The following is a 25,348-nucleotide window of genomic DNA, read 5'->3' as shown; positions in this document are numbered from 1 at the left end:
AATTTCAGAGAGTCAAAAAATCTATTGATTTACTTTAACCATTGTCGGACGTATTACTCGATCTTTCAAAATGTAGCCTTTTTGTAATTCTTCAACAACCACATTAGATTCATAATTGCTGTCGTTAACTTGCATGACAGCATGGTGATAATTTGGATCAAATTCTTTGCCAACTGCTTCAATGACATTCAAACCTTCTGTTTTCAAAGCATCTTGCAATTGGCGATAAACCATTTCCATTCCTTTAAGCAATTGTTTCGTCTCTTCTTCTTTTACTTCTATATTTAAAGCCCGCTCAAAATTATCAAGGACAGGAAGTAGATTTTCAATTAAACTTTGAGCACGATATTTCATAGCAGCTTCCTGATCCAAACGGACGCGGCGCCGATAATTTTCAAAATCTGCTTGAAGGCGCAAAAGCCTATTTTGCTTTTCTTCAAGCTCCTGCTCTAGCCTTTTAATCTCTATTTTTTCCGGTGAAAGTTCTTCGCTTTCTTCCGACGCTTGATCTTGCTCATTTTCTATTTGATTTTCTGAAGCATTTTCTGCAGAAGCTTCTTGATCATTATTTATAGCAGTTTGAGTTTCAACTTTTGTTTCATTTTGCAATGAATCTTGCTCTTCTTTCTCCGTTTTTATATTTTCTTCTGTCATCGAATAGTCTTTTTCAACCATTCGTTTCACCTCCTACTAGCCTTTATTCAGTTATTGCTAAAATTTATGTATAGGAAAGCGGAAAACCGCTTTCTATCAATCTTCCCTTTTACCAATATGGACATTACATTTCATTTTGATACAAGGAAGTTAACGCCTTAGACAAGTCTTCAGAGAAAATTTTGAGCAATGTAATAACCCTTGAGTATTCCATTCTAGTAGGTCCTAAAATTGCAATGGTTCCCATAGGCTCATTACCAATTGAATAAGTTGCCGTTATAACGCTGCAGTTTTGCATTTCTTTAATTTTGTTTTCCTGGCCGATTTTCACTGAAATTCCAGCATCTTTTGATTTAAATAAGTTATAAACAATGTTTTCCTGTTCAATTAAAGATAATAAGGAACGAATTTTATTAATATCGGTGAAATCCGGTTGGGATAACATATTTGTTTTCCCACCATAAAATACTTTTTCCGTTTTATTGTGATCAAAAATTTTATTCATTAACTCAAATACAAAATTATGATCGTATAGGTATTTTTTTATAACTCCAATTAGCTCTTTTTGAATACGGTCCTGCAGCTCAATAATCGGACAGCCTTTCAAATGCTCATTCAATATGTTTACGAATTTTTCTAAAGCAGAAACATCCAAACCTTCAGGCAATGACAATGTTTGATGTTCAACATTACCCGTATCTGTAACGATTATTACAACTACCTTCTCACGGTTAAAAGGAATGATTTGGATTTGCTTAAGCCGAGTTTCTTTTAAGTCCGGACCTAACACAATCGTTGTGTAGTTTGTAAACTCTGAAAGGAGTTTGGCTGACTTTTTGGCAACCATTTCAATTTCATAAATTTTGCTATTGAAAAGTTCGCGAATGGACGCAAGTTCCTCTTCATTTAACTGTGATGGGGACAGCAGGTGATCCACATAAAAACGATATCCTTTTTCCGAAGGAATACGTCCTGATGAGGTATGCGGCTTTTCAATAAACCCCATTTCCTCTAAATCAGCCATATCATTTCGTATCGTTGCCGGACTAAAGGAAATTTTTTCTTTTTTGGCTATAGTTCTAGAGCCAACGGCTTGTGCAGACCGAATAAAATCATCGATAATCACTTGTAAGATTAACAGCTGACGTTCGGTTAGCATTGAAAAATCACCCCTGTTAGCACTCGGATACAGCGAGTGCTAAATCTATAATATAAGTTACCAAAAATGAGCGTAAATTGTCAATAAGCGAGCCCATTTTTAATATCAGAAAGTGAAGTTACTTAATGAACGTTTGGAAAACTTCATTTCCAAGAAACATTCCATTTTTCGTTAATTTAACTGAACCGTCTGTTTCTTCAAGCAATCCTTTTTTCACAAGCATGTTGATTTCCTCTCCAAATATTTCATAAATATTTTTGTCGAATTTTTGTATAAATAAATCTACGGAAACACCTGCCGTTTTCCTTAAACCGAGAAACATCTCCTCCTCCATTTTTTCTTGTATTGTAACTATATGTTCTTCAATATATGGAAATCCATTCTTATTGATGAGAGTTACATATTGATTTAAAGGCCCAGCATTTACCCTCCGAACCCCATCGACATAACTATGGGCTCCTGCACCGATTCCATAATATTCTTCATTGCACCAATACGTTAAGTTATGTTTGCTTTCATAGCCTGGTAATGCAAAATTACTAATTTCATATTGTTCATAACCGTTTTTTTTCATTTCATCAATCAAAATTTCATACATCATTGCTTCTTCATCTTCAGTAGGCAACTGAAGCTTTCCTTTTCTCATTAAATTGTAAAATACGGTTTTAGGCTCAATTTGCAATGAATAACCGGAAAAATGCTGAACACCAAGGGTAAATGCTTTTTCAATTGTGTCTTTAAACTGATATGTAGTTTGGCCAGGCAAACTATAAATTAAATCAACATTAATATTTTGGAATCCTGTTTCTTGGGCCAAATAAATTGAACGTACAGCATCGATCGATCGATGTGATCTGCCGATTATTTTTAATAATTCATCATCAAATGTTTGTACACCAAAGCTCAGGCGATTCACCCCACCATCCTTTAATAACAAAATTTTTTCTTTTGATAAAGGACTGGGATTTGCTTCAAAAGTAAATTCTATTTCTTCATTAAAATATGCACCCAAATGTTTATGAATGATATTAAATAAAAAGTCAAGCTCCCGAAGCGGCAATGCTGTTGGTGTACCGCCTCCAACAAAAACGGTTTTTATAGCTTCAGGCGGATATTTTGCTATTGTATGTTCAATCTCTTTTTCCAATGCAATTAAATAATCGTGCACCGGCTGCCTGTTAATATAAAATTTATTGAAATCGCAATAATGACAAATTGATTCGCAAAATGGGATATGAAGATAGACTGACCGTGCCATTAATCATTTCCTTTCATTCTTTAACAAAAATGTACTTTTTCTATGTATAAAAAAGGATGACTGCATAGTCACCCTTTATGAATTGTTTATTTTTTTTGATCATCCATTCTCAAGACTGCCATGAATGCTTCCTGAGGAACTTCGACAGAACCGACTTGCTTCATCCGCTTTTTACCTTCTTTTTGCTTTTCAAGAAGTTTACGCTTACGGGAAATATCACCGCCATAACATTTCGCAAGAACGTTTTTGCGCATTGCTTTTATTGTTGAACGAGCGATAATTTTTGTGCCAATGGCAGCTTGTACAGGCACTTCAAATTGTTGTCGAGGAATGAGATCTTTTAATTTTTCAACAATGACTTTTCCTCGTTCATATGCAAAATCACGGTGAACGATAAACGACAAAGCATCAATTTTTTCGCCATTTAATAGAATATCCATTTTAACCAATTTCGATTGTTTATATCCGATCAGTTCATAGTCAAAAGATGCATAGCCTTTTGTACTTGATTTTAAAATATCGAAAAAGTCGTACACGATTTCTGATAACGGCAACTCATACGTAATATTTACACGGGTTTCATCTAAATATTGCATATCGATAAATGTGCCCCGCTTATTTTGGCAAAGTTCCATTACAGCACCAACATAATCATTTGGAACCATAATAGCAGCTTTCACATACGGCTCAAAAATTGCTTCGATGTTTTGCGGGTCTGGCATATCTGACGGATTTTCAATGGTTAATTCTTTACCATTTGTTAATTTCACTTTATATATAACACTTGGAGCTGTTGTAATTAAATCAATGTTAAATTCACGTTCAAGACGCTCTTGAATAATTTCCATATGTAATAATCCTAAAAACCCACAGCGAAAACCGAAACCAAGTGCTTGGGATGTTTCCGCTTCGAATTGAAGGGAAGAGTCATTTAATTGTAATTTTTCGAGCGCTTCACGTAAATCATTATAATCTTTCGTATCAATCGGATATAATCCGCAGAATACCATCGGGTTAAGTTTTCTATATCCTGGTAATGGTTCTTTAGCAGGATTATTAGCGCTAGTAATTGTATCACCGACACGAGTATCACTAACGTTTTTGATGGAAGCTGTCAAAAAGCCAACATCTCCAACGGTCAATTCATCTCGTGGAACCGGTTTTGGTGTAAAAACACCAACCTCGGTTACTTCAAATTCTTTTCCTGTGGCCATCATTTTTATTTTATCGCCAACTTTTACTGTACCATCTACTACGCGAATATACGTAATTACACCCCGGTAAGAATCATAAAGCGAATCAAAAATTAATGCTTTTAATGGGGCATCAGGATCTCCAGATGGAGCAGGAATTTTTTCAATAATTTGCTCTAATATTTCATCAATTCCTATGCCAGTTTTTGCAGAAGCAAGAACAGCTTCGGATGCATCAAGCCCAATAACATCTTCAATTTCTCTTTTTACCCGCTCTGGATCTGCACTTGGCAAGTCAATTTTATTGATCACAGGTAAAATCTCAAGGTTATTATCCAACGCTAAATAAACGTTAGCCAATGTTTGCGCCTCAATCCCTTGAGCGGCATCGACAACTAAGATCGCACCTTCACACGCAGCCAAGCTTCTTGATACTTCGTACGTAAAATCAACATGCCCAGGTGTATCGATTAAATGCAAAATATATTCATTTCCGTCTTTAGCTTTATATAATAATTGAACGGCGTTTAGCTTTATCGTAATTCCCCGTTCCCGTTCAAGATCCATAGCATCAAGAATTTGCTCTTTCATCTCTCGTTCGGTAACCGCGCTTGTTCTTTCTAAAATTCGATCCGCTAACGTCGATTTCCCATGATCGATGTGAGCAATAATTGAAAAATTTCGTATCATCTTCTGCCGGTTTCGCCTAGTTTCACTATTCATTCGTTACCACTCCTACTACGTGAGCAAATTGCACTGATTTTGATTATAACAATATCGTAAAAACTATTCAATTGAAAAAGAAAAAGAAGCAGGACCTAATTCCCTGCTTCACAATCGGCATCCCCCATCAGCCAATGAATGACAGAAACTTATCAAGAGTAATAACGATAAAATGAACGAGAGATTGAAACAAAATCCCCAATAAGTCAGCTAGTTTTAGACCAATATTAGATAAAACATGATAAGCTTTCATTTCTTCCAACATTTTTTGTTTTTCCTCAAGATCATGAGCTGTAATTTCATTACCAAGAACAGATGCTCCAACTGTTCCGTCCTCATTTTTCTTAAAATGAAAAGCTTCTGCAAATGTTTGATCATCAAAGCCTTTCATTTCAAGAAGGCCTTCATTTGCTTTTTGCATACCAAGAAGAACACCGAAAAATAATATTATACTTAAGAGGAGGCATTTTCCAATAAATTTTTTCATGTCGGATCCCTCTAACCATTTACTTCTTCTGCTTGCCAGTAGTATTCGCTGAATACTTCTGCAAGAGCTTCTGCTGTTCGGAAAACTTCTTCAATACTGTTTTCTACCCCACCGATTTCAATTAAGATAGCATTTTCTGATAAGTCTTGATTAAATTTGCCATTTGTCCCTTCCCCTTGTTTTTTTGTGACTCCCCGGCTTAATCCAGGGTATTTTTCATCTAACAAGTTATGCAAATCGGTTGCCAATTTTAAATTTTGTTCATATTTGGCATGTTCACCGCCAATGATAAAAATCGTTCGGGCATATTTTTTTCCATTAATTGTAGTTGTTGTTACTTTATGAGGCTGGGAATCGCGATGGATGTCAAAAAAGTATTTTAGTTTACGGTTAGTTTCCATCGCTTGTTTAATAACAGGCCTTGATACATCGTATGATTGATAGTATTTCATTCCTTTTTCAGAAACGACTTTTGTAAAATCAGTTTTTTCTACCTGAACACCAATACCTCTTTTTTTCAATTCTTTTCCAAGTTTCTCTGCAACATTCATTACATTCATTTCATGAGAGTATGATTCGGTTGATTTTGTACCTTCCGGCAAATGCGGCAAGTATGACTCCCGGGAATGAGTTGTATAAATATAGACAACCTTTTCTCCATTTGTCGTTAATGCTGGCGGAGGAACATTTCCTGATTCTTCATATTTCTCAATGTTTTCAATAGATGCTTCCCGCTCTTGTAAAAGCACTTCAAGCGGCGGAGATGATTCATATGGCATATTCGTATAGTTCGTACCTTGTCCAGCGACGATAATTTCCCCGTCAAAAAGCGAAAAACCAGGCAACTCTCTCCCTAATAAACTACGCGGGTCATTCGGATTGATACTCGTTGCCAGTTCAAAAGCAATTGTACTTAAGTTAATCGTTTTTTTATCACTCGCTGGAATCGCTTGATTAAAATATTGATTTTCGAATCCTAGCAAATGGACAAAAAAGCTCGTTTCAAACTCTTGGCTCCATTGGTTGACCGATGAAGATGATATTCTGAGCTCCGGTTTCAACGCTGTCAACATCCCTGCGATGACGAACATAACCATTAGCGATGTTGTTACTATAATGATTGGCTTAATCAATGTATTGCTATTAAATGAGATCATTAAATTGCGCAAATGCTCCTCGCCCCTCTCAAAGCTTCGTCTCTATTAACACATTTATTCGATAGCTTTGAGAGATAGAACTAGTAATAGACAAAAAAGAGAAAAGGACTCCTAATGGGTATAAGCTCCAACGTTATCTTGGTCGACTTCGTTATGCAGAGCGGCATTTAATCCAGAAGCGATCACGTTAGCCATATCTTCAATAAAAACATCCACTTCTTTTGGGGTCACCATTAAGTTATGTCCTATTGGCGATAATACTTCATGAATTAACCTTCGTTTTTCCTCATCAGACAGCGTACCAACTAATCCAAGAAACGAGCGGCGTTCTTGTTCCCCCGGCAAATCATCTTCACGCAATACTCTTTTTTCACCAAAAGTTAATCCTGCAGGAGCTAATGACCGACTTGGACGATTTCCTTCTTTAAGCTCTCGTCCAAAATGTTTTAATATAAAATCAATTGTATCGCTTGTGATAGAAACAGCATCTACAACAGTCGGAACCCCAATGGCTATAACGGGAATTCCTAATGTTTCTTCGCTTAATTCTTTCCGTTTATTTCCAACACCTGAACCTGGATGGATGCCAGTATCAGAAATTTGAATAGTAGAATTGACTCTTTCAATGGATCTTGCTGCTAGAGCATCGATTGCTATAACAAAATCAGGTTTTGTTTTCGCTATCACGCCATCAATAATATCGCTCGTTTCAATTCCGGTAAGCCCCATTACCCCTGGCGCGATTGCACTAACTGGACGAAATCCATCCTTCACTGTATCAGGTTCTAAAGTAAATAAGTGTCTAGTAATAAGTAGATTTTCAACTGCAATAGGACCGAGTGCATCAGGGGTTACATTCCAGTTTCCTAAACCAACAACAAGACAGCTTGCTTGATCGGGTATGCCTATTTGTTTTAAAAACCCATTCAATTCTCTAGCAAATATTTGCTCCACTTCTTTTTGCAACTCTGTATTTTGCTGACGAATCCCTTGCACTTCCAACGTTAAATAATTACCTGCCTTCTTGCCTACAGCTTCTGCCCCCTTCGGTGTAATTTCCACCTTCGTAATTTTCACATTTCCTTCTGTTTTTTCTTTAATAATGACACCTTCAATGGTTGATAAATTTTGATCGCTTTTTCTTTGTTGTTCAACTACCATGTCATGGGCTTCAATAGCCAAATCAGTACGAACATTGTATTTTGATAAATCTAGTTTTTGTTTCAATGAATAACCCCCTTATCAAAAAGAAACTCTGTTAAAAATTAGCATAACCGTTTAACAAATAAACATGCATTTATTATAATTTTTGCATTTCGGAAAGTATTGCAATGAACTAACCCTTTTGATAGAATATTGTTTGTTCTATGTAAAGTCGTAACGGCTTATCGGGAGGTGAAAGGAATGCCAAATATTAAATCTGCTATTAAACGCGTAAAAGTTAGCGAATCACGCCGTGCACATAACATGTCTATTAAATCTGATATGCGTACAGCTATTAAAAAAGTTGAAGCACTTCTTGTAAATAACGATATCGAAAACGCAAAAAGCGCACTTTTAACAGCTTCTCGAAAGCTTGATAAAGCTGCACGTAAAGGTCTTATCCATAAAAATGCAGCAGCTCGACAAAAATCACGCTTAGCTAAAAAATTAAATGCACTACAAAACGCATAATGATAAAAAAGAAGCACCCATTGATGGCGCTTCTTTTTTATTTTTTCAATTGCAATATAAACAATTCTAATAATAATTTTTTGTCCATTTTACCAGTTTTCATTTTGTAATCAACATCTGCCAGAGTTTTGATGATGTCTTCGAGTTCTTGTTCAGTAAATCGTGCTGACTGTTCTGCAGCTAGTTTTACTCTAAAGGGGTGTGACTTTAAATAGCTTGCCGTTTGCTTTTGACCATATCCTCTTGTGTACAATGACTTTACTTGATAAATAAAACGGAATTGCCCTGCAATTAGAGCAAGGATTTTTATTGGCTCTTCTTTTTGTTCTAATAAATCATAATAGATGGCCAAAGCTTCTTCCGTTCTAGCTTTAACAATCCGGTCAATAAGAGCGAACACATTTTGTTCTAATGACCTGACAACAATATTTTGAATAACTGCTTGATCGATTTTTTTTTCAACACCCATATAAGTAATGACTTTATCAATTTCGTTGGCTAAAAGAATTAACTTTGGCCCGACGAGCAATAGAAGAAGATCAAGTGCACGATCTTCAATTTCCTTTTTCTCATTTTTCACCCGGTTTTTAACCCAAGCACGAAGCGCCTGTTCATCAAGTAGAGGCATATGTACAATTTCGCCACGTTTTTCAAACAATTTGACGATTTTCTTTCTTTCATCCAATTTTTCATAAAATCCGCTAAAGATGACAACAGCATCTGGTGATGGTGTTTGTAAGTATTCTTCCAATTTTTTTAAATCATGGTCAATTTTATTTTTATCCTTTTGACCAGTGAAAAAATAAGGATCTTTCACGATAACGACCCGTTTTTCTCCTAAAAACGGCAATGTTTCAGCATCCTCAAGGGCAACTTCGATCGGAACTTCACTCATATCGTATACCGATAAATTCATTTCTTTTTCTTCATCTGTTAGTACGGTATTTACAAGCAAACTGACCGTTTCTTCTATTAAAAATTCTTCTTGCCCGTAAAATAAATATAAAGGTGCAATTTGCTTTTCCTTTATTTTTTTATGTAACGTCTGATATGTACCCAACCAATTACACCTCCATCCATCAATATCTTTATGCTAGACGGTTGTTATACTTTTGACAAGATGGAAGTTTGAAGTGAATGCGGTACATTGAAATAAAACCATTGAGAGGAGTTGAATTCATCAACCCCTCCCTTTATAATAAACGCTGAATAGAAAGGCCCGGGTTCCATTCTATTCAACGGTTGTACCTTTGAAATTATCTTGTGCTAATTTTGAAAAACATATTGATGACAACTCTTGTCATTTCGTGAAAAAGAAATACTATTTTCCCTAATATTATGGATTTTTTTCATCACTTCGCTTATACTAAAAATGTCAATATGGGAGGGATTTAGATGAACGAATTTGAAAAGGATGTACAAAGCAAACGTAACGATGCGGTTGATTCAGCTGTTGGATTTATCGCTTCATTCGGATTTTTTGTTACTATTTTTATTATCGCCACTGTTATCAAAACTGTTGGATAAAAGAAGTGAATGGAAAAGAACATATCCTTTAGTGGTAGAAAAGGACTGCGGGAAGCAGTCTTTTTATTTTTATTGGAATTTTGCAATCATTGCTGATTTATATTATGGCAATAACCATTCAAACGTTCCTTTATTGCCAATAAATTTATAACTAATGGAACCATTTTCATCAGTTCTTAGAACTTTCACCTTATTCTTCTTTAATAAATCGATCACCTCTGGATGGGGATGACCAAAACGATTATTTTCACCAACAGAAATGAGGGCGATTTTTGGTTCAATTTGTTGAATAAAAGGTTCCGTCGTTGAAGTCTTGCTGCCGTGGTGGCCGACCTTTAGGACATCTGTTTTTAAATACGGATATGCTTGAAGCAATTTCCATTCCCCTTCTTTTTCTAAATCTCCTGTAAATAGCCAGCGGAGGCCTCCTAGTTTAGTAAAAAGAACAATCGAACGGTCATTTCCGTTGAATTCAGTGCCGTCCGGGCCTAATACATAAAATGTAAGCCCAGCTTCATTCCAATAATCTCCTTTCTTTACAAATTGAATGATCGGTCTATTAGCACGTTCATCATCACCTAATATATTTAATAATGCATTGTCCATAGAAAAGATTTCATTTCTCCCAAGCATGACCTCCTTTACATTAAAATGGTGAAGAATAGCTTTAGTTCCCCCAATATGGTCCCAGTCACTATGAGTTAATATTAATTTGTCAATCTTGTGAATTCCCTTCGCTTTTAACAGCGGCACTAAAATATCTTCCCCGACATCAAAGGTCTTTTTCCTTTCTTGCCATTTTTCTTTTGATAAAGAAACTTGTCCGCCAGTATCAACCAAATAGACTGCTTGACGAAAAGGGAGCTCAATAAGAATGCTATCCCCTTGTCCAACATCAATCATCGTAATTTTTCCTTCCTTTGAAAAATAAGGCGAAAACAAGTGTACAGAAAAAGTGACCAACAATAAAAGAACTGCTTTTTTCATTTGTTGAGGCCTCAATCCAAACATTTCCCAACTTTTAAAAAAATAAATGATAACGATATATTCAATGACTACAAAGAATCGTTCAGGCTTTCCAAAAGTTAGAAGTGTAAACTGTGAAAAATATCGTATTTCTTCTAGAAAAGAAACAGCATAATTAATCAGTATAGAAAGAAATGAAATTAAAAAATCACCAAATGGTTCAAACAAATGGCTTGCTATAAATGAAAAAAGTGAGAGCGGTAGAATGATAATAGATAGAAATGGTACAAAAAGAAAATTGAGGGGAAAACTTAGCAATGAAAATTCAAAATTATAATACAAAACAAGCGGTAAAGAACTAAATTGAGCAACTACAGTAACAACAACTAATTTTTGCCAATCTTTTTCGTAAGAAGAGATGATTTGTGAAGATAGAATAAGTGTAAAACTTACAATAAAAGAAAGCTGAAAGCCAATGTCTAGGATGTAATACGGGTTGAGTAAAACCATTACTAAAAAAACGAGGCTTGCTACATCTAACGGTGGAATTTTAAATTTCTGTATTTGCGATACTAAAACGAGCATCGCCGCCAAGCAGGCTCTTACAACCGATGGGGAACATCCGGTTAAAATCATATAAATTGGCAAGGAACAAAAAATAATCATAAACGCTCGTTCACGCCGCACTCCTAAACGAACGAACATATAAAAACATACAGCAACAATCAATACAACATGGGATCCGGAAATCGCTAAAAGATGTGATAAACCAAATTGGAGAAAATCTTTTTGAACTTCTTTGCTCATTTCCTCTTGTTCGCCAAAAATTAACGCTTGAACAAAACCAACCGTATGTTCTGGAAAATGGTCTTTAATAAATGAAAGCTGGGTGGCCCTCCATTTTTGGAGAAAATATTTGTAACCTGTTGAAGGAGTACAATGGGAAAGAGAAACCGTATCCGGTATGAAAAGCCAATGGATCCGTTTATAGAATAAAAATTTTTGATAATCAAAAGCGGAAAAATTTCTAGCTTTTTGAGGAATTGTTAATTGCCCTTTTAAACGGCAGCTCATGCCCACTTGCAGACGGCTCAATTCATTTTTTTCATCAGCTGTTTTGATTCGATATGATACTTGAAGTTTTTCTTTCGAGGGGAGTTGATAGATGAAAGTGACACGGTCTCCATCAATAGTTGGAATTGTCTTAATGACACCTTTAAATGATGTTTCTTCTCCAGTTAAATGAGAAACATTACGCTCGTTTGTCCACAAAAATAAAATTGCACACAATACTAACCAAAATGAGCAAACAAAGAAAAGGGAAACCCGGTTTTCATTGAAAGCAATCCAAATTAAATAAAGGATGGCAATGATTACAAGACTATAATGAAAATTATAAAGGGCAGCCATCAACCCAAGAAAAGCGGAAAAAGCAACGTATATCCATTTTCCTTGCAAGACTGGCCACCTCCTTAGCTAAAAATAAGAATTAAATAAACGATCGCTTTTTTCTTTCAATAATTTAATTTCATCGTCACATATTCCTTGGTCGGCTAGTTTTTGAATGAGACTCTCAACAAATATTCTCTTTTCCTTGCTTTTTGTATCAATGACCATGCCATCTAGTGCGACTTTCTGACATTTCACATTAGCTTTTTGTATGATTTCGAGCGCATAAGGATGGTTTTTATAATCATTCGCATAATAAATTGCTTTAATTCCACTTTGAATAATCGCTTTTGTACAATGTATACATGGAAAATGGGTGACATAAATTTCTGCACCTTCCGTTTGAACACCGAACTTGGCACATTGTAATATGGCATTCATTTCAGCATGAATTGTCCTCATGCAATGATTATCAATGATATAACAACCTTCATCGATACAATGGGCTTGACCTGATAAAGACCCATTATAACCACCGGCAATGATCCGTTTATCTCTAACAATTGTTGCTCCAACACGAAGGCGCTCACATGTACTTCTTAAAGCTAAAAGATGACTTTGCGCCATAAAGTATTGATCCCATGAAACACGATTCATTTACATTCTCCTCCATTTAAAGCTCACTATTACTCTCATTTTAGCTAGCAAAAATTAACACCGTCAACCGCTTTCTAATTAACGAACTTTAATATGATCTTTAATGAGCGCAAACGATTTTTCTCCAATACCCGTAACATTTATCAATTCCTCAATCGTTTTAAAAAAACCGTTCTCTTCCCGATAGGAAATAATACTGGCTGCTTTTGAAGGACCAATTCCAGGCAATTGTTCCAATTCTTCTTTTGTCGCACGATTAATATCGATTTTACCATCATCTGTATTATTAAATACTACGTGTTCCGTCTTATCCACCATTTGTTCACCAATCTTCGGGACATAGATGACCATTTCATCAACGACTCGTGCAGCCAAATTAATTTTCATTTGGTCAGCATCAGCTAAAAATCCCCCAGCTTTTTCAATTGCATCAAGAACACGGCTGTTTTCCTCCAATTGGTAAACACCTGGTTTTACAACCGCACCTTTTATATCAACAAAAAGAGGGCATGAATCTATTCCTTTGTTTTTTTCTTGATCCATCAATTCTTCCGGCAATGGCATTTCCTGATTTTGTACTTCAACAAACCCTAAGTCGGAATTTAGGTTATCTTCATCACTTTGAAAGCGATGGAGAATAAAAAAAATAATTAATATCAATAAAACGATGATGAGGAAAAGATTCCTATTTGAAAACCATTTTTGCACGATCGATCAATTCTCCTTCCATTTATAACACATTCATAAATTCTAAACTGAAAGCATAAGCATGAATAAAGGATTGTTTGCAAGTAAGGGGGGATTATTGTGAACGTAGGAATCATAGGAACAGGTAATATGGGAAAAATTCTGATTGAAGCATTTATCAAATCATCTGCAATAAAAGAGCAGAATTTATATATTATGAATCGAACAAAAGAAAAAGCTGAACAAATTCAGAAAGAATATCCCAACATTCATGTCGTTGATACGGCAAAGGATATTGTGAATCATACACAATATATTTTTATATGTATAAAACCTTTAGATATTTATCCTTTATTAAGAGAAATTGAGCCATTTTTAAGACAAGAACAATGCATTATTTCCATAACAAGTCCGATTAGCGTTAAACAACTAGAATCGATTGTACCCTGTACAGTTGTTCGAGTCATCCCGAGCATCAATAATCGTGTTTTATATGGAAACACATTGTTAACTTTCGGAGAAAAATGTCCGATTCACCACCAGCATTTCATTGAACAATTGATGTCAAAAATTTCAACTCCTGTAACAATTGAAGAAAATATAACAAGAATTGCTTCAGACATTACGAGCTGTGGACCGGCTTTTTTTACTTTTTTGCTTCGGCGGTTTATCGATGCGGCTGTTAGTGAAACAGAAATTTCAAAAGAGCAAGCAACTTTATTGGCTACTAAAATGATTATTGGATTAGGGCAACTCATCGAACAGGAAGTATACACATTAGAAACATTGCAAGAAAAAGTTTGTGTAAAAGGCGGGATCACCGGTGAAGGAATAAAAGTGTTGGAAGAGGAAATCGGTGATTTATTTCATCATGTCATTCAACAAACACATGCAAAATTTCAGCAAGAAAAAGAAAAAATTAATGAACAATTTTGTTTATAAACATTCTCCATCTTTCGATTTTTTCCTGCTGAAATAAAAAAATATAAAACCGAGAAAATCATCCTCGGTTTTTAGTTTTGCTTAATTTTTTTAGCTACAAAAAATATACGTTCAGACATTTCCAAAGGGCTTTTTTCCGTAAAATCAGCTGTAATAGATACCACTTTAAAACCCGTGTTTTCAAGCCATTCCCGGTACACTTCAACAGGAAATGTCCTTTGATAATGATATTCATCAAAACGTCGGTAACAGTCTTCATCTTTTACAAAGAATGTTAACTCATGCTCTACTGAATAAAGCTCGTCACCAGCAAAACAATTCCAAATATATGAAACATCATCATCTGTACTGGAGAAGGTTTGTCCTTTAAATACTGTTTCCATTTTATATACGGAATGCACATCAAATAACAATAAACCATCTATAGACAAATGCTCGTAAATGTTCGCAAATGTTGTTTGCACATCTTTTTCCGTTTTTAAGTAATTGAGTGCGTCACAAAAAATGCCAATCATATCAAAAGGCTCAAAACCTGATAAATCTCTCATATCTTGTTGAAAATAAGAAACATGAACACCCGCTTCAAATGTTTTCGCCTGTGCTATCGCAAGCATATCCTCAGACAAATCAATGCCAGTCACTTCGAAACCTTTTTCTGCCAACAGAATGGACAATGTTCCCGTACCGCAACCAAGATCTAATAGACGTTTTCCGCCATTTCCATTTAGTTGCCAATTTTTTAATATAAAAGCAAGCCATTGTTCATAAGGGGCGTCTTCCATCAATTGGTCATAAATATGCGCAAATTGTTGATAACCCATTTTATGCAAGTCTTTCTTGAATATCGACGCGCGGGGCATCTCCCCACAACCTCTCTAAATTATAATATATTCTTTCATCACGGTGGAAAATATGAACGATTGTATCGCCTAAGTCAACTAACACCCAACGTGCTTCATCATATCCTTCCAGCCGTTTTATGTTGACATTATTTTCTTGTGCCTTTTCTTTTACTTCTCGTGCAATGGCTTGCACTTGCTTTTCAGAATTCCCGTGGCAAATGATAAAAAAGTCTGCAACTAATGAAACGCCCCGCATATCTAAAACAGTGATATCTTCAGCTTTTTTTGAATCACACGCTTTAGCCGCAATTAGCATAATATCTTTTTCAATCATTCAATTAAAATCCTCCTTCATCTGTTGTTTCTTCATTAATGAGTTGTATGTTTCCAAAGTATCTGGATAAATTAATTGATTTTTGTCTAAGAGAAACTTGATTGTATTTTTTAATGCTTGGATCACGGCTTTATCCAAACTTTGCTGACTCAGCTCCCGAACATGATCAACCCCCGGAAATTTACGGCCCGGTTCAATATAGTCAGCCAGAAAGACTATTTTATCAAGCAAAGTCATATCTTTATTTCCGGTCGTATGATATCGGATTGCCTGCAAAATTTCTTCGTCATCGATCCCCGCTTCCTCCTTAACTAAATAGGCGCCGACCGGTGCATGCCAAAGTTCGGAATGATAATCTAATAATTGACTTGGCAGTTTTTGTGAGATAATAATCTTTTCCATTTCCTCTTTTGGACGAAATTTTGCATAATCATGAAAAATTGCTGCGAGTTCCGCTTTCTTTACATCTGCTCCATATTTTTTTGCCAATTGGATTGATGTTTCCATCACACCAATCGTATGTTCGTATCGTTTATCCGTCAATTGTTTTTTTACAATTTGAAGTGCTTTCTGTCGATCCATATAGATTTTTCTCCTCAATATAATGTCTTACTTGATCAGGTAAATAATACCTTGTATTTTGTTTCGTTCGAAAACGACGGCGCAACTGTGAAGAGGAAATATTGAACTCCGGTACTTCCACTTCAATGATTTCAAATGTTGACGTTATTTCATACCCAGGTCTTTTGACCCCTACAAAATGAACATGCTTCATTAAGTCATTGATCCGATACCATTTCGGCAAATATTCAACCATATCCGCACCAATAATAAAATAAAAATCAATATCAGGATACCTTTCTTTTAATATGATCATCGTATCATATGTATAGGAAGGTCCCGGCCGTTCAAGTTCTATTGGCTCTGCTTTAAAATTTTCATTATCAAAAATGGCCTGTTTAACCATTTCTAGGCGGTCTTCACCTTTCGTTACTACTTTTCCTTTATGGGGTGGTATATTATTCGGCATAAACCATATTTCATCAAGTTTCAATACCGATAACACTTCTTGGGCGATAATTAAATGTCCGTTATGCGGAGGGTCAAAGGTACCGCCCAAGATCCCCACTTTTTTCATAATACCAGTCCCTTCTTTTTCTTATGGGAGACGAATTTGTTTGTTTTCCACTGATTCTTTATAAAGAACAATTGTATTTCCGATAATTTGTACAACTTCAGCATTTGCGCCGCTTGCCAATTGTTCAGCCACTTCATCCTTAGAATATTCACAATTTTGCAAGACACTTACCTTTATTAATTCTCGTGCTTCTAGAGCTTCTCCTATTTGTTTAACCATATTTGCGTTCACTCCGCCTTTGCCCACTTGAAAAATTGGATTTAAATGATGGGCTAGCGAACGTAAAAAACGTTTTTGTTTACCTGTTAACAATTTATTTTCCTCCTCTAAGCTGTTGAATAACGATTTGTTCCATACGATCATAATCAGGCTTTATATTCGTCCAAAGCTCAAATGCTAATGCACCTTGACGGACGAACATGCCAATCCCATTTTGTGTAATTGCACCTAAACGTTTCCCTTCTTTTAACCAGTTCGTTTCGAACGGATTATATATAATATCGCTCAAAATCGTACCAGCTTTCATATTTTTTAATGAAAGAGGCTTGTGATCTATATGAGGACTCATCCCGACGGAAGTTGTATTGATGACAATTTCATATTCTGCGAGCATCTCTTCAGCTTCATCTATTGCAAATGCTTTAGAATGAAGCGGAAATTGATTTGTTTCGATCAATTCTATTGCCTTCGAAACTGTGCGATTAGCAATATCAATATTTTTTGCCCCCATTCTCGCCAACGTAACATAAATTCCTCGTGCTGCTCCCCCAGCACCGATGAGCAATATTTTTTTCTTTAAAAAGTTTTCACCTGCTAATTTTTCAAGCGATACGGCAAAACCTTTCCCATCGGTATTATAGCCGATCAAAGTACCATTATTATTGACAACCGTATTGACCGCTCCAATTTGCCTTGCTTCTTCATCAATTTCATCTAAATATTCCATCACCTGAACTTTATGTGGAATCGTCACATTAAAACCGGCTATTCCAAGTGCACGAATCCCCTTTACCGCGTTTTCCAATTGCTCCGGCAAAACATCAAATGCGGTATAATGACAATCCAATCCAAGATGTGCAAACTGGTCATTATGCATGATCGGTGATAATGAATGACCAACCGGGTGACCCAATAATCCGAATAATTTCCCCATCGTATCTCCATCCTGTTCTAAAAATTATATGAGAGATTTTCTAATCGTTACGCCAACACCTTTTGGCACATGGGCAACTACTTTCGAACCAGCTTCATTGCATGTAACCCAGCCTAGTCCATGAAAAACAATGTCGGTTTTCGACTCACGAATCATAAATTCTTGTTTAACAAAAGGAGGGAAATCTTGAACTTCGTCAGTAAATGGAGGAGTAAGCAATTCTCCTTTATGTTCTTCATATATTTGATCCGCTTTTTCCAATTTTGTCCGATGAATATTCAATTCATTCGATACATAGCATGTGAATGATTTTCTTCCTCCAGAAATATAGTCAAACCTTGCAAGACCGCCAAAAAAGAGCGTTTGACGCTCATTTAATTGGTACACTTTAGGTTTAATTTCCTTTTTCGGTGAAATGATTTTTAATCCTTTTTCACTTACATAATGAGCCATTTGATGATGATTAATAATGCCTGGTGTATCAAATAGTGATTTCCCGTCATCAAGTGGAATATCAATTAAGTCGAGCGTCGTACCAGGAAACTGGGAAGTGGTGATCACATCCTCTACACCACTGTACTCTTTTATTATTCTATTAATAAATGTAGACTTACCTACATTTGTGCAACCAACAACATACACATCTTTTCCTTCACGCAATTCATCGATTGCATGAGCGAGTTCCCTTACTCCATCTCCTTTAGCTGCACTAATTAAAAAAACATCAACAGGTTTTAAACCAAGCTCTTTTGCAGAATATTTCATCCAATGAATGAGTTTTGTTTTTTTAACCGATTTCGGAAGTAAGTCAACTTTGTTTCCAACGAGCAACACTTTATTATGCCCGACAAAACGATGCAACCCAGGGAGCCAGCTTCCATTAAAATCAAAGATATCTACGATTTTAACTATTAAGGCATCAGTTTTGCCAATTTCATTTAAAATTTTTAAGAAATCATCATCTGTTAATTTAACTGCTTGGAGTTCATTATAATGTTTTAAACGAAAACAACGTTGGCAGATGATCACATCACGTTCTAATGCAGAGGCGGGCGCATAACCAATTTCTCCTTTATTTTCCGTCTGGATTTTTACGCCGCAGCCTTGGCAATATAAACCTTCTTTTTCCAAACTTATTCCTCCCAATAAACCATACCTTTTCGTTTCATCATATTTAGAATCAAACGCTCAATGCGCCTATTTATTCTCGTGAAAAAGCCATCGCTTTGGGCAACTGGCACAACCAAGATCGTATGCATACCAGAACGATTGCCACCTAATACATCGGTTAACAGTTGGTCGCCTATCACAACAACTTCCTCTTTTTTCAGTTTCATATCTTTTAAAGCTTTCCGAAAAGCCCGTCCCATAGGTTTTTTCGCTTCATATATATATTGAATGTCTAACGGGCCCGAAAACTGCTTTACTCGATTCTCGTTATTATTTGACACGATAGTAATGATAATGCCGCTTTCTTTCATTTTTTGAAACCATTCTTTTATTTTTGGTGTAGCTTCCGGACGATCCCATTCTACTAAAGTATTATCTAAATCCGTTATGATTCCTTTTATTCCTCTTTCTTTCAATTTTTCAGGTGTAATTTCAAAAATGCTATTAACATGTTCATCAGGTAAAAACAACCGTAACACACACTCACCTCTAAATAATGTTTAATAACAAGCTACTAACTTATAATAGCCAAAGTCCGACATTGTTTCAAAACTTTCTTCTTATTATTCAAGTAGATTTTTGTCGAAATAAAATAAAGAAAAAATTTTTTCGACAAAATTACCGAAATTCCACGATTGTGGATAACTTTGTACACATTATTAAACAATGAATCATCTGGAATTATTTACATTATAAACACAAAACCCACAAGTTATCCACTATTTGCTGTGGATATAAGAACGATTGTTCTAAAATAAAAAACATGGTAATGTATAAGCGTAGGGAGAAAATATCATTATATGTTTAGAAAAAAGAAAAAATACCAAAAAAATAAAGTATGATATAAATTTGGTAGGAGGTGAATGGCCAACTACTTGGCTGAAAATATGAGATCATTATCAGACGAGTTATTGCTAGAGTCGTTTTACAAGGCCATTGAACTGAAATTAAGTCCAGAATTTATTCAGTTAATAGAAAAAGAAATTGAGCGTCGTTCGTTAAAAGTAAACACAAAAATTAAAAAAACGTCCTAACGGGACTGTCCGAAAAATGGAAATCCTTTAAAAAGTTGAAATAAAGTTTAAAATAAGTGGGGGCATTCAGAAGACGAAAACCGGCTTTCTGAACTGCCCCCCGTTTTTTAAATATCTTATAGAAGTGCAATTAAATATCTGAAATAAATATAGACGTGTGATATTGCTAACGCAACTAATGTTAATGGTGCACCAATTTTTAGGAAATCAAAATAACTGAAACCGCAGCCTTCCCGTGCAGCGATCCCGGCAACAATTACATTAGCAGAGGCGCCAATTAAAGTACCGTTTCCGCCTAAACATGCGCCTAATGCTAAAGACCACCATAATGAATTGATTTCAGGAGAATCAATAGCATAGCCCATTCCAACAGCCATATCTTGAATGAGAGGAATCATCGTTGCCACAAATGGAATATTATCAATAGTTGCTGATGCTATACCTGACACCCATAAAATTAAAACAGCTGCGGTTGGAATATGTCCACCCGTTAATGTTAATGCTTGTTCAGCCAAATTTTTAATAATGCCTGTATCTACTAACCCGCCAACTAATGTAAATAAGCCGGCAAAGAAAAAGATCGTCACCCATTCAACACTATGGAACACTTCTTCTAAATCATGTTCTTTTACACCAATTAGCATGAGGATTGTTGCACCGCCGATAGCAACTACAGCTGGCTCAAGATGGACGACTGAATGGAGGATAAACCCTAAAATGGTTAGACCAAGAACAGATAAAGATTTTTTCATTAATACAGGATCTTTAATATATTCTCTTTCATCCAAACTCATCAGCTTTTGTTTTTGCGACTCTTCTACTTTCAATTGCTTACGATAAATAAAGTAAAGCAAGACCATTGTTACAAGGGTAATAACAATAACGACAGGTGTTAAATTAAATAGAAACTGGTTAAATGTTAAATGCTTAACAGCATTCCCGATCATAATATTCGGCGGGTCACCGATCAACGTTGCTGTACCACCAATGTTGGAAAATAATACTTCTGAAATTAAATACGGAACTGGATTGACACCGATTAATCGAGTAATTGAAAGCGTAACCGGAACAATTAATAATACAGTTGTAACATTATCTAAAAAGGCAGAACCAACTGCTGTTAACAAAGATAAAACTATTAATATTCTAATAGGATCTCCTTTTGCAAATTTCGCTGATTTTAATGCGGCATATTGGAATACCCCTGTCTTACTAGTGATACCAACGAGGATCATCATCCCAATTAATAAGGTGATTGTCCCCCAATCGATATGATGGGCGAAAGCGGCTTCAATATCTACAATTTTAAAAGCTACCATTAAAAATGCGCCTAGTAAAGCAACGATTGCTCTATTAATTTTTTCAGCAATGATAAAGGCGTATGTAAGTAAAAATATAATGACAGCTAAATAAATCTGCCAATTTGCTGTTTCATGTACAATTTCATGTTCCACTTTTCTAACCTACCCCTTTAATTATTTTTCTTTATTAAATAAATTATTTTTCTCTATGTAATTTTTTTAAGGTATTACCATTATTGTTAATCACCAATTGTCCCCCGTCGCTTGGACACTTTAATTGAGACGGATCTATATCTATGTCTTGTACAAACATTTCAAATCCGCAGTCTTTACATTCAAGGCGAACCAAGCGGTCAATTCTTATCGTGGAAGGTGTGCCTGGTGGTAACGAAGTGTCAATGACTTCTATGTGATAATATGGATCACTATCATCATCTGCTATCATTTTACCTTCAATTTCATCTCTCGTCCTATATCCATGGTCGAGAATGTGAGCTTCAAGTTCCCGGAGAGATGCCTGATCAATTTCTTTTTTAGCGAGTCTCATCAGTTGCTCATTCGTTAAACTTTCAAACTCCAATTCTCCTCCCGATTTTTCCCAAAAACTTCGTAATTGGTTCTCGGTGACGACAAATTGGCAAATTTTATTAATTAGCACATTTTTCACCGCTATACCTCCTTGCTTAAAAAATTTGCACTCCTAAGTATTTTAACATACTTTTGAACAATTATTGAAATAATTCACCAATTTTTTGTCCCATTTTAACTAAATTATTTTTTAATTGTTCTTCTGGTTGAAAACTTCCCTTTTCAAATAATAAAACAACGGTTGAACCGAAGGAGAAATAGCCAATTTCTTCACCTTTTTCCACTGTATCATTTTTATGTGTTAACGTAATTGTATTTATAAACAACGCCCCTACCTTTGCGATCATAACATGTTTTCCATTGCATTTTATTTCTGATATTCTTCGATAATTTTTTGCAAGCGGCGCTCGGCCGTATTTTAATCCCCACTTGTTAACCGGATATGATTTTCCTCCCAACTCCCATTGGGATACAACTTTTCCAGAAACCGGACTATGAATACGGTGATAATCCCTTGGGCTTAAATAGATAATCATAAAAATGCCGCCATCATATTTTCCATAAACAGCTTCATTTCCAACCATTTCTTTAATAGAAAAGATTTGTCCTTTAACCAAAATATTTTTATTCTCTGATATAATTCCAATATCTTCAATAAACCCATCGACCGGACTGACAACGCTATTCGGTTCATCATTAATCGGTCGCGATCCTTTTTTCAACGTACGAATAAAAAAATCATGGAGACATTGAAATTCCGTTAATTTTTTCTCGGATTCTTGAATATTTATATTAAAAGTCTTTGCAAAAGAACGAATGAAAGGTTTGCTCATCTTTGAAGTAGCAAAAATGCGGATTAGTTTTGATAAATATAAGTGATTCGTTAAATCTATGAAAAAACGGTAAAAGAATTTCATCTTGGACAATCCTCCTATGTAGTTAAAATACTTTGAAACATATCACACTGTATGTCGTATATATAACTTATAATGGAAATCGTCACGTAAGGAGTTGTTTTTATGTTTTTATCCCATTATATTGATCATACGATTAAAAAAATTAAGTCTCAAGCGGCGAACATGTTAACCATTTTAAATTTAGGATTAGGCGTTGCATCATTGACAGCCATTTTACAAAAGGAATTACAATTAGGACTGCTTTTAATATTTCTTGCCGCTTTTACCGACCGCTTTGATGGTTTAGTTGCAAGAAAACTGAACATTGAATCCGAATTTGGGAAACAGCTTGACTCGTTGTGCGATCTTATTTCTTTTGGCGTGGCACCTGCTTTTTTAATGTATGAAAGCATATTGCACCAATTAGGCGCACCTAGCTTATTTTATATCATTATTTACATCGCTTGCGGAGCCATTCGTTTAGCTAAATTTAATATAACTGAAAACAACGGTTATTTTACAGGTTTGCCTATTACTGTTGCTGGTGTCATTCTCACTCTGTTTACTCTTGGTGCAAACGTTTTTCCTACACACGTTTTTATTTACGTGACGATCGGCATGGCATTATTGATGGTCGGCCCATTCAGAGTAAAGAAAATGTAATATTTATGTTTTAATATCACTCAAGATATTCGGAAAATCAGATCTGTTAACAACCGTACCAACGAAAAAAGTCTGGCACCCTTGATGGAAAACCAGACTTTTTCATTTCGAAATAAATATATTATCCTTTTTTCTTCCGCTCATTTCGGTAAAATTCGTGAAACAATTTCATTAAAGCCCTCTTCTCAATTCTCGATACATAACTCCGTGAAATCCCCAATTCTTTCGCAATTTCCCGTTGCGTTTTTTCTTTATTCATATTCAATCCAAAGCGGCTTATAATTACTTCTTTTTCCCGATCATCTAAAATATGAATATATTCATTTATTTTTTCAAGTTCCATTAAAAGCTGGATCGTGTCTACAACATCTTCATTTTCTGATTTTAAAATATCAATTAAACTGATTTCATTTCCTTCTTTATCTTGGCCGATCGGGTCATGCAATGAAACATCTTTTTTTGTCTTTTTTAATGCTCGTAAATGCATGAGAATTTCATTTTCAATACATCTGGCCGCATAGGTTGCAAGCTTTGTCCCCTTCCCGTGTGAATAGCTTTCAATTGCTTTAATCAGACCGATCGTACCGATTGAAATTAAGTCTTCCGAATCTTCGCCAGTGTTTTCAAATTTTTTCACAATATGAGCCACAAGCCTTAAATTATGTTCGATAAGCCGATTCCGTGCTTCCTCATCCCCTTGTTCCATTAGAAGAAGATATTTCCGTTCCTCTGTTTCTGATAAAGGCTGAGGAAATGCATTATTTTTTACATACGAAACTAGAAAAAAAATTTCTTTTAAAAGATAACCCATCGCTGCAAGAATGGACGACACTCCATCACCCCCATTTGCATAGTAGGTAACTGCCTATTACCAATCCTATGCTTCGATTCGTGTGATTGTGTCTGTCCCTTCAGCAAATTAAAAATAAAATGGGCAATTCCAGCATAGTATGCACAATAATTAACGAACATTGATCATTTCTACCTGATGTTCATGGAGACCTTCATCATTATTGACATGTATTTTAATATTGTAAATCCCTTTTTCAGGAAATGCTTTTTGAGCCGTGTATTCACCATTAACAGTTTCAACTGAATTAATAAATTCATGCTTCTCTTGCCCTTCCTTCCAAACTTCAAATCTTACCCGGGCATTTTTCAACGCTTCATTTTTATAAGAAATATGAGCTTTTAATTCTGTTTGTTCGTTAACACGAACTTCTTCAGCCACATCAAAATGGATCAATAAATGAGAACTATGGTGATGCCCTTCTTCAGCTTTTTCCTCCTTTTGAGCCTCTAGATCGACAACCTCAAATTCCCTTTGAGGCATCACATGCATATTTCTTGCCGTTACATGAGCTATTACTACATATGTTCCTGCTTCGTTGAATGTTTCTTTCGCGGAATAAATACCTTCCCCTTCGTTATTTCCTTCCTTTACCCAAGATTTATTTTCATCAGTTTTCATAATTTCGAATACAACTTTATCAGCATCATCCACTTTTTCATCAAATTGGGTCAAAATTGCTTCTATAGTGACTTCTTGTTCGACCTCTACTGGACTAGGATGAATAATAAGATCTGCACGGACTGGTTCGACAATTGCTTCTTTTGATTTTACATCTTCGCTTTGATTAGTAGAACAACCGCTAATCAATGCAATAACTGTTAAAATTGCTGCTATTTTCCTCATTTTTCCTCCCGTTTTAGTTCGTTTTTTCATGAAATTAATTATAATGTTCAAATGTGTGAA

Annotated in this window: 29 protein-coding genes; 5 read left to right on the top strand and 24 right to left on the bottom strand. The window is 35.5% G+C overall.

Going from position 1 to position 25,348, the window contains the following annotated elements:
• Window positions 1–21: 21 nt before the first annotated feature.
• The 7 genes from grpE to gpr form a co-directional block, all read right to left on the bottom strand.
• The gene (grpE, locus tag HR057_RS00670) at window positions 22–675 is read right to left on the bottom strand and encodes a nucleotide exchange factor GrpE (RefSeq protein ID WP_230474303.1); all 654 of its coding nucleotides are present in this window, start codon (window positions 673–675) and stop codon (window positions 22–24) included.
• Between the two features lie 103 nt (window positions 676–778).
• Window positions 779–1,813 (bottom strand): heat-inducible transcriptional repressor HrcA, encoded by a 1,035-nt coding sequence (gene hrcA, locus HR057_RS00665; protein WP_173729472.1) that lies wholly within the window; start codon window positions 1,811–1,813, stop codon window positions 779–781.
• A gap of 118 nt (window positions 1,814–1,931) precedes the next feature.
• Window positions 1,932–3,071, bottom strand: coding sequence for a radical SAM family heme chaperone HemW (hemW, locus tag HR057_RS00660; protein ID WP_173729471.1), 1,140 nt, complete (start codon window positions 3,069–3,071; stop codon window positions 1,932–1,934).
• Window positions 3,072–3,157: 86 nt separating this feature from the next.
• Window positions 3,158–4,987 (bottom strand): translation elongation factor 4, encoded by a 1,830-nt coding sequence (gene lepA / locus HR057_RS00655; RefSeq protein ID WP_173729470.1) that lies wholly within the window; start codon window positions 4,985–4,987, stop codon window positions 3,158–3,160.
• Between the two features lie 127 nt (window positions 4,988–5,114).
• Complete coding sequence (locus tag HR057_RS00650; protein ID WP_173729469.1) at window positions 5,115–5,474, bottom strand: YqxA family protein; 360 nt, start codon at window positions 5,472–5,474, stop codon at window positions 5,115–5,117.
• 11 nt (window positions 5,475–5,485) lie between these two features.
• Window positions 5,486–6,631, bottom strand: coding sequence for a stage II sporulation protein P (gene spoIIP / locus HR057_RS00645; RefSeq protein WP_173729688.1), 1,146 nt, complete (start codon window positions 6,629–6,631; stop codon window positions 5,486–5,488).
• Between the two features lie 111 nt (window positions 6,632–6,742).
• Entirely contained in the window at window positions 6,743–7,858 is a 1,116-nt protein-coding gene (gene gpr / locus HR057_RS00640) for a GPR endopeptidase (RefSeq protein WP_173729468.1), read from the bottom strand.
• Between the two features lie 177 nt (window positions 7,859–8,035).
• Between gpr and rpsT the strand changes: the two genes are divergently transcribed.
• Window positions 8,036–8,305 (top strand): 30S ribosomal protein S20, encoded by a 270-nt coding sequence (rpsT, locus tag HR057_RS00635; protein WP_173729467.1) that lies wholly within the window; start codon window positions 8,036–8,038, stop codon window positions 8,303–8,305.
• 37 nt (window positions 8,306–8,342) lie between these two features.
• On the opposite strand, the gene holA is transcribed toward rpsT, so the two are convergent.
• On the bottom strand, window positions 8,343–9,365 hold the full coding sequence (holA, locus tag HR057_RS00630; RefSeq protein ID WP_173729466.1) for a DNA polymerase III subunit delta: 1,023 nt from the start codon (window positions 9,363–9,365) through the stop codon (window positions 8,343–8,345).
• Window positions 9,366–9,700: 335 nt separating this feature from the next.
• On the opposite strand from holA, the gene HR057_RS00625 reads away from it, so the two are divergent.
• The gene (locus tag HR057_RS00625; protein ID WP_173729465.1) at window positions 9,701–9,832 is read left to right on the top strand and encodes a YqzM family protein; all 132 of its coding nucleotides are present in this window, start codon (window positions 9,701–9,703) and stop codon (window positions 9,830–9,832) included.
• A gap of 102 nt (window positions 9,833–9,934) precedes the next feature.
• On the opposite strand, the gene HR057_RS00620 is transcribed toward HR057_RS00625, so the two are convergent.
• From HR057_RS00620 to HR057_RS00610, 3 genes are all read right to left on the bottom strand, one after another.
• On the bottom strand, window positions 9,935–12,256 hold the full coding sequence (locus HR057_RS00620; RefSeq protein ID WP_173729464.1) for a DNA internalization-related competence protein ComEC/Rec2: 2,322 nt from the start codon (window positions 12,254–12,256) through the stop codon (window positions 9,935–9,937).
• A gap of 18 nt (window positions 12,257–12,274) precedes the next feature.
• Window positions 12,275–12,844 (bottom strand): ComE operon protein 2, encoded by a 570-nt coding sequence (locus HR057_RS00615; RefSeq protein ID WP_173729463.1) that lies wholly within the window; start codon window positions 12,842–12,844, stop codon window positions 12,275–12,277.
• 78 nt (window positions 12,845–12,922) lie between these two features.
• Window positions 12,923–13,552: a helix-hairpin-helix domain-containing protein gene (locus HR057_RS00610; RefSeq protein WP_329955800.1), complete on the bottom strand. Its 630-nt coding sequence runs from the start codon at window positions 13,550–13,552 to the stop codon at window positions 12,923–12,925.
• A gap of 99 nt (window positions 13,553–13,651) precedes the next feature.
• Here HR057_RS00610 and comER point away from each other — a divergent pair, with 99 nt between their 5' ends.
• On the top strand, window positions 13,652–14,473 hold the full coding sequence (gene comER, locus HR057_RS00605) for a late competence protein ComER (RefSeq protein ID WP_173729462.1): 822 nt from the start codon (window positions 13,652–13,654) through the stop codon (window positions 14,471–14,473).
• Window positions 14,474–14,544: 71 nt separating this feature from the next.
• Here the strand turns inward: comER and HR057_RS00600 are convergent, their stop codons facing one another.
• Genes HR057_RS00600 through HR057_RS00565 form a run of 8 tightly spaced genes read right to left on the bottom strand, consistent with a single transcriptional unit; the run spans window position 14,545 to window position 19,589 of the window.
• A complete protein-coding gene (locus tag HR057_RS00600; protein ID WP_173729461.1) occupies window positions 14,545–15,294 on the bottom strand; it encodes a class I SAM-dependent DNA methyltransferase in 750 nt (249 codons plus the stop codon).
• A 1-nt stretch (window position 15,295) separates the two neighbouring features.
• Window positions 15,296–15,649 carry a ribosome silencing factor gene (rsfS, locus tag HR057_RS00595; protein ID WP_173729460.1) on the bottom strand — a complete coding sequence of 118 codons (354 nt, stop codon included), beginning with the start codon at window positions 15,647–15,649 and terminating at the stop codon, window positions 15,296–15,298.
• Entirely contained in the window at window positions 15,650–16,231 is a 582-nt protein-coding gene (gene yqeK / locus HR057_RS00590) for a bis(5'-nucleosyl)-tetraphosphatase (symmetrical) YqeK (RefSeq protein WP_173729459.1), read from the bottom strand. It abuts the gene before it with no gap.
• Window positions 16,182–16,787, bottom strand: coding sequence for a nicotinate-nucleotide adenylyltransferase (locus tag HR057_RS00585; RefSeq protein WP_173729458.1), 606 nt, complete (start codon window positions 16,785–16,787; stop codon window positions 16,182–16,184). The genes yqeK and HR057_RS00585 overlap by 50 nt, the downstream gene beginning before the upstream one ends.
• Window positions 16,788–16,808: 21 nt before the next feature.
• Complete coding sequence (gene yhbY, locus HR057_RS00580) at window positions 16,809–17,099, bottom strand: ribosome assembly RNA-binding protein YhbY (protein WP_173729457.1); 291 nt, start codon at window positions 17,097–17,099, stop codon at window positions 16,809–16,811.
• 1 nt (window position 17,100) lies between these two features.
• Window positions 17,101–17,940 carry a shikimate dehydrogenase gene (gene aroE / locus HR057_RS00575; RefSeq protein WP_173729456.1) on the bottom strand — a complete coding sequence of 280 codons (840 nt, stop codon included), beginning with the start codon at window positions 17,938–17,940 and terminating at the stop codon, window positions 17,101–17,103.
• A 24-nt stretch (window positions 17,941–17,964) separates the two neighbouring features.
• Entirely contained in the window at window positions 17,965–19,071 is a 1,107-nt protein-coding gene (yqeH, locus tag HR057_RS00570) for a ribosome biogenesis GTPase YqeH (RefSeq protein ID WP_173729455.1), read from the bottom strand.
• 2 nt (window positions 19,072–19,073) lie between these two features.
• Complete coding sequence (locus HR057_RS00565; protein WP_173729454.1) at window positions 19,074–19,589, bottom strand: YqeG family HAD IIIA-type phosphatase; 516 nt, start codon at window positions 19,587–19,589, stop codon at window positions 19,074–19,076.
• A 408-nt stretch (window positions 19,590–19,997) separates the two neighbouring features.
• On the opposite strand from HR057_RS00565, the gene HR057_RS00560 reads away from it, so the two are divergent.
• A complete protein-coding gene (locus HR057_RS00560; RefSeq protein ID WP_173729686.1) occupies window positions 19,998–20,144 on the top strand; it encodes a sporulation histidine kinase inhibitor Sda in 147 nt (48 codons plus the stop codon).
• Between the two features lie 116 nt (window positions 20,145–20,260).
• On the opposite strand, the gene HR057_RS00555 is transcribed toward HR057_RS00560, so the two are convergent.
• From HR057_RS00555 to HR057_RS00545, 3 genes are all read right to left on the bottom strand, one after another.
• A complete protein-coding gene (locus tag HR057_RS00555) occupies window positions 20,261–21,598 on the bottom strand; it encodes an ArsB/NhaD family transporter (RefSeq protein WP_173729453.1) in 1,338 nt (445 codons plus the stop codon).
• A 43-nt stretch (window positions 21,599–21,641) separates the two neighbouring features.
• Window positions 21,642–22,112, bottom strand: a complete 471-nt coding sequence (locus HR057_RS00550) for a hypothetical protein (RefSeq protein WP_173729452.1) — start codon at window positions 22,110–22,112, stop codon at window positions 21,642–21,644.
• A gap of 61 nt (window positions 22,113–22,173) precedes the next feature.
• Window positions 22,174–22,950 (bottom strand): phosphatidylserine decarboxylase, encoded by a 777-nt coding sequence (locus tag HR057_RS00545; RefSeq protein ID WP_173729451.1) that lies wholly within the window; start codon window positions 22,948–22,950, stop codon window positions 22,174–22,176.
• 102 nt (window positions 22,951–23,052) lie between these two features.
• On the opposite strand from HR057_RS00545, the gene pssA reads away from it, so the two are divergent.
• Window positions 23,053–23,592 carry a CDP-diacylglycerol--serine O-phosphatidyltransferase gene (pssA, locus tag HR057_RS00540; RefSeq protein WP_173729450.1) on the top strand — a complete coding sequence of 180 codons (540 nt, stop codon included), beginning with the start codon at window positions 23,053–23,055 and terminating at the stop codon, window positions 23,590–23,592.
• 121 nt (window positions 23,593–23,713) lie between these two features.
• On the opposite strand, the gene sigK is transcribed toward pssA, so the two are convergent.
• Together sigK and HR057_RS00530 are read right to left on the bottom strand one after the other, a co-directional pair.
• A complete protein-coding gene (gene sigK, locus HR057_RS00535) occupies window positions 23,714–24,424 on the bottom strand; it encodes an RNA polymerase sporulation sigma factor SigK (RefSeq protein WP_329955799.1) in 711 nt (236 codons plus the stop codon).
• 129 nt (window positions 24,425–24,553) lie between these two features.
• On the bottom strand, window positions 24,554–25,288 hold the full coding sequence (locus HR057_RS00530; RefSeq protein WP_173729449.1) for a FixH family protein: 735 nt from the start codon (window positions 25,286–25,288) through the stop codon (window positions 24,554–24,556).
• Between the last annotated feature and the right edge of the window lie 60 nt (window positions 25,289–25,348).

It is taken from the genome of Calidifontibacillus erzurumensis, assembly GCF_013303125.1.
In the GTDB taxonomy this organism is placed as follows: domain Bacteria; phylum Bacillota; class Bacilli; order Bacillales; family Bacillaceae_J; genus Calidifontibacillus; species Calidifontibacillus erzurumensis.
Note: the sequence above shows the minus strand (reverse complement) of the source record. Positions and strands in the feature narration are given on the sequence as shown.

Excerpts from the sequence above, each read along its gene's own strand:
- grpE (WP_230474303.1), bottom strand. The coding sequence starts at position 675 with ATGGTTGAAAAAGACTATTCGATGACAGAAGAAAATATAAAAACGGAG.
- hrcA (WP_173729472.1), bottom strand. The coding sequence starts at position 1,813 with ATGCTAACCGAACGTCAGCTGTTAATCTTACAAGTGATTATCGATGAT.
- hemW (WP_173729471.1), bottom strand. The coding sequence starts at position 3,071 with ATGGCACGGTCAGTCTATCTTCATATCCCATTTTGCGAATCAATTTGT.
- lepA (WP_173729470.1), bottom strand. The coding sequence starts at position 4,987 with ATGAATAGTGAAACTAGGCGAAACCGGCAGAAGATGATACGAAATTTT.
- HR057_RS00650 (WP_173729469.1), bottom strand. The coding sequence starts at position 5,474 with ATGAAAAAATTTATTGGAAAATGCCTCCTCTTAAGTATAATATTATTT.
- spoIIP (WP_173729688.1), bottom strand. The coding sequence starts at position 6,631 with ATGATCTCATTTAATAGCAATACATTGATTAAGCCAATCATTATAGTA.
- rpsT (WP_173729467.1), top strand. The coding sequence starts at position 8,036 with ATGCCAAATATTAAATCTGCTATTAAACGCGTAAAAGTTAGCGAATCA.
- HR057_RS00625 (WP_173729465.1), top strand. The coding sequence starts at position 9,701 with ATGAACGAATTTGAAAAGGATGTACAAAGCAAACGTAACGATGCGGTT.
- HR057_RS00615 (WP_173729463.1), bottom strand. The coding sequence starts at position 12,844 with ATGAATCGTGTTTCATGGGATCAATACTTTATGGCGCAAAGTCATCTT.
- HR057_RS00600 (WP_173729461.1), bottom strand. The coding sequence starts at position 15,294 with ATGGGTTATCAACAATTTGCGCATATTTATGACCAATTGATGGAAGAC.
- rsfS (WP_173729460.1), bottom strand. The coding sequence starts at position 15,649 with ATGATTGAAAAAGATATTATGCTAATTGCGGCTAAAGCGTGTGATTCA.
- yqeK (WP_173729459.1), bottom strand. The coding sequence starts at position 16,231 with ATGGATCGACAGAAAGCACTTCAAATTGTAAAAAAACAATTGACGGAT.
- HR057_RS00585 (WP_173729458.1), bottom strand. The coding sequence starts at position 16,787 with ATGAAAAAAGTGGGGATCTTGGGCGGTACCTTTGACCCTCCGCATAAC.
- aroE (WP_173729456.1), bottom strand. The coding sequence starts at position 17,940 with ATGGGGAAATTATTCGGATTATTGGGTCACCCGGTTGGTCATTCATTA.
- HR057_RS00560 (WP_173729686.1), top strand. The coding sequence starts at position 19,998 with ATGAGATCATTATCAGACGAGTTATTGCTAGAGTCGTTTTACAAGGCC.
- HR057_RS00545 (WP_173729451.1), bottom strand. The coding sequence starts at position 22,950 with ATGAAATTCTTTTACCGTTTTTTCATAGATTTAACGAATCACTTATAT.
- pssA (WP_173729450.1), top strand. The coding sequence starts at position 23,053 with ATGTTTTTATCCCATTATATTGATCATACGATTAAAAAAATTAAGTCT.
- HR057_RS00530 (WP_173729449.1), bottom strand. The coding sequence starts at position 25,288 with ATGAGGAAAATAGCAGCAATTTTAACAGTTATTGCATTGATTAGCGGT.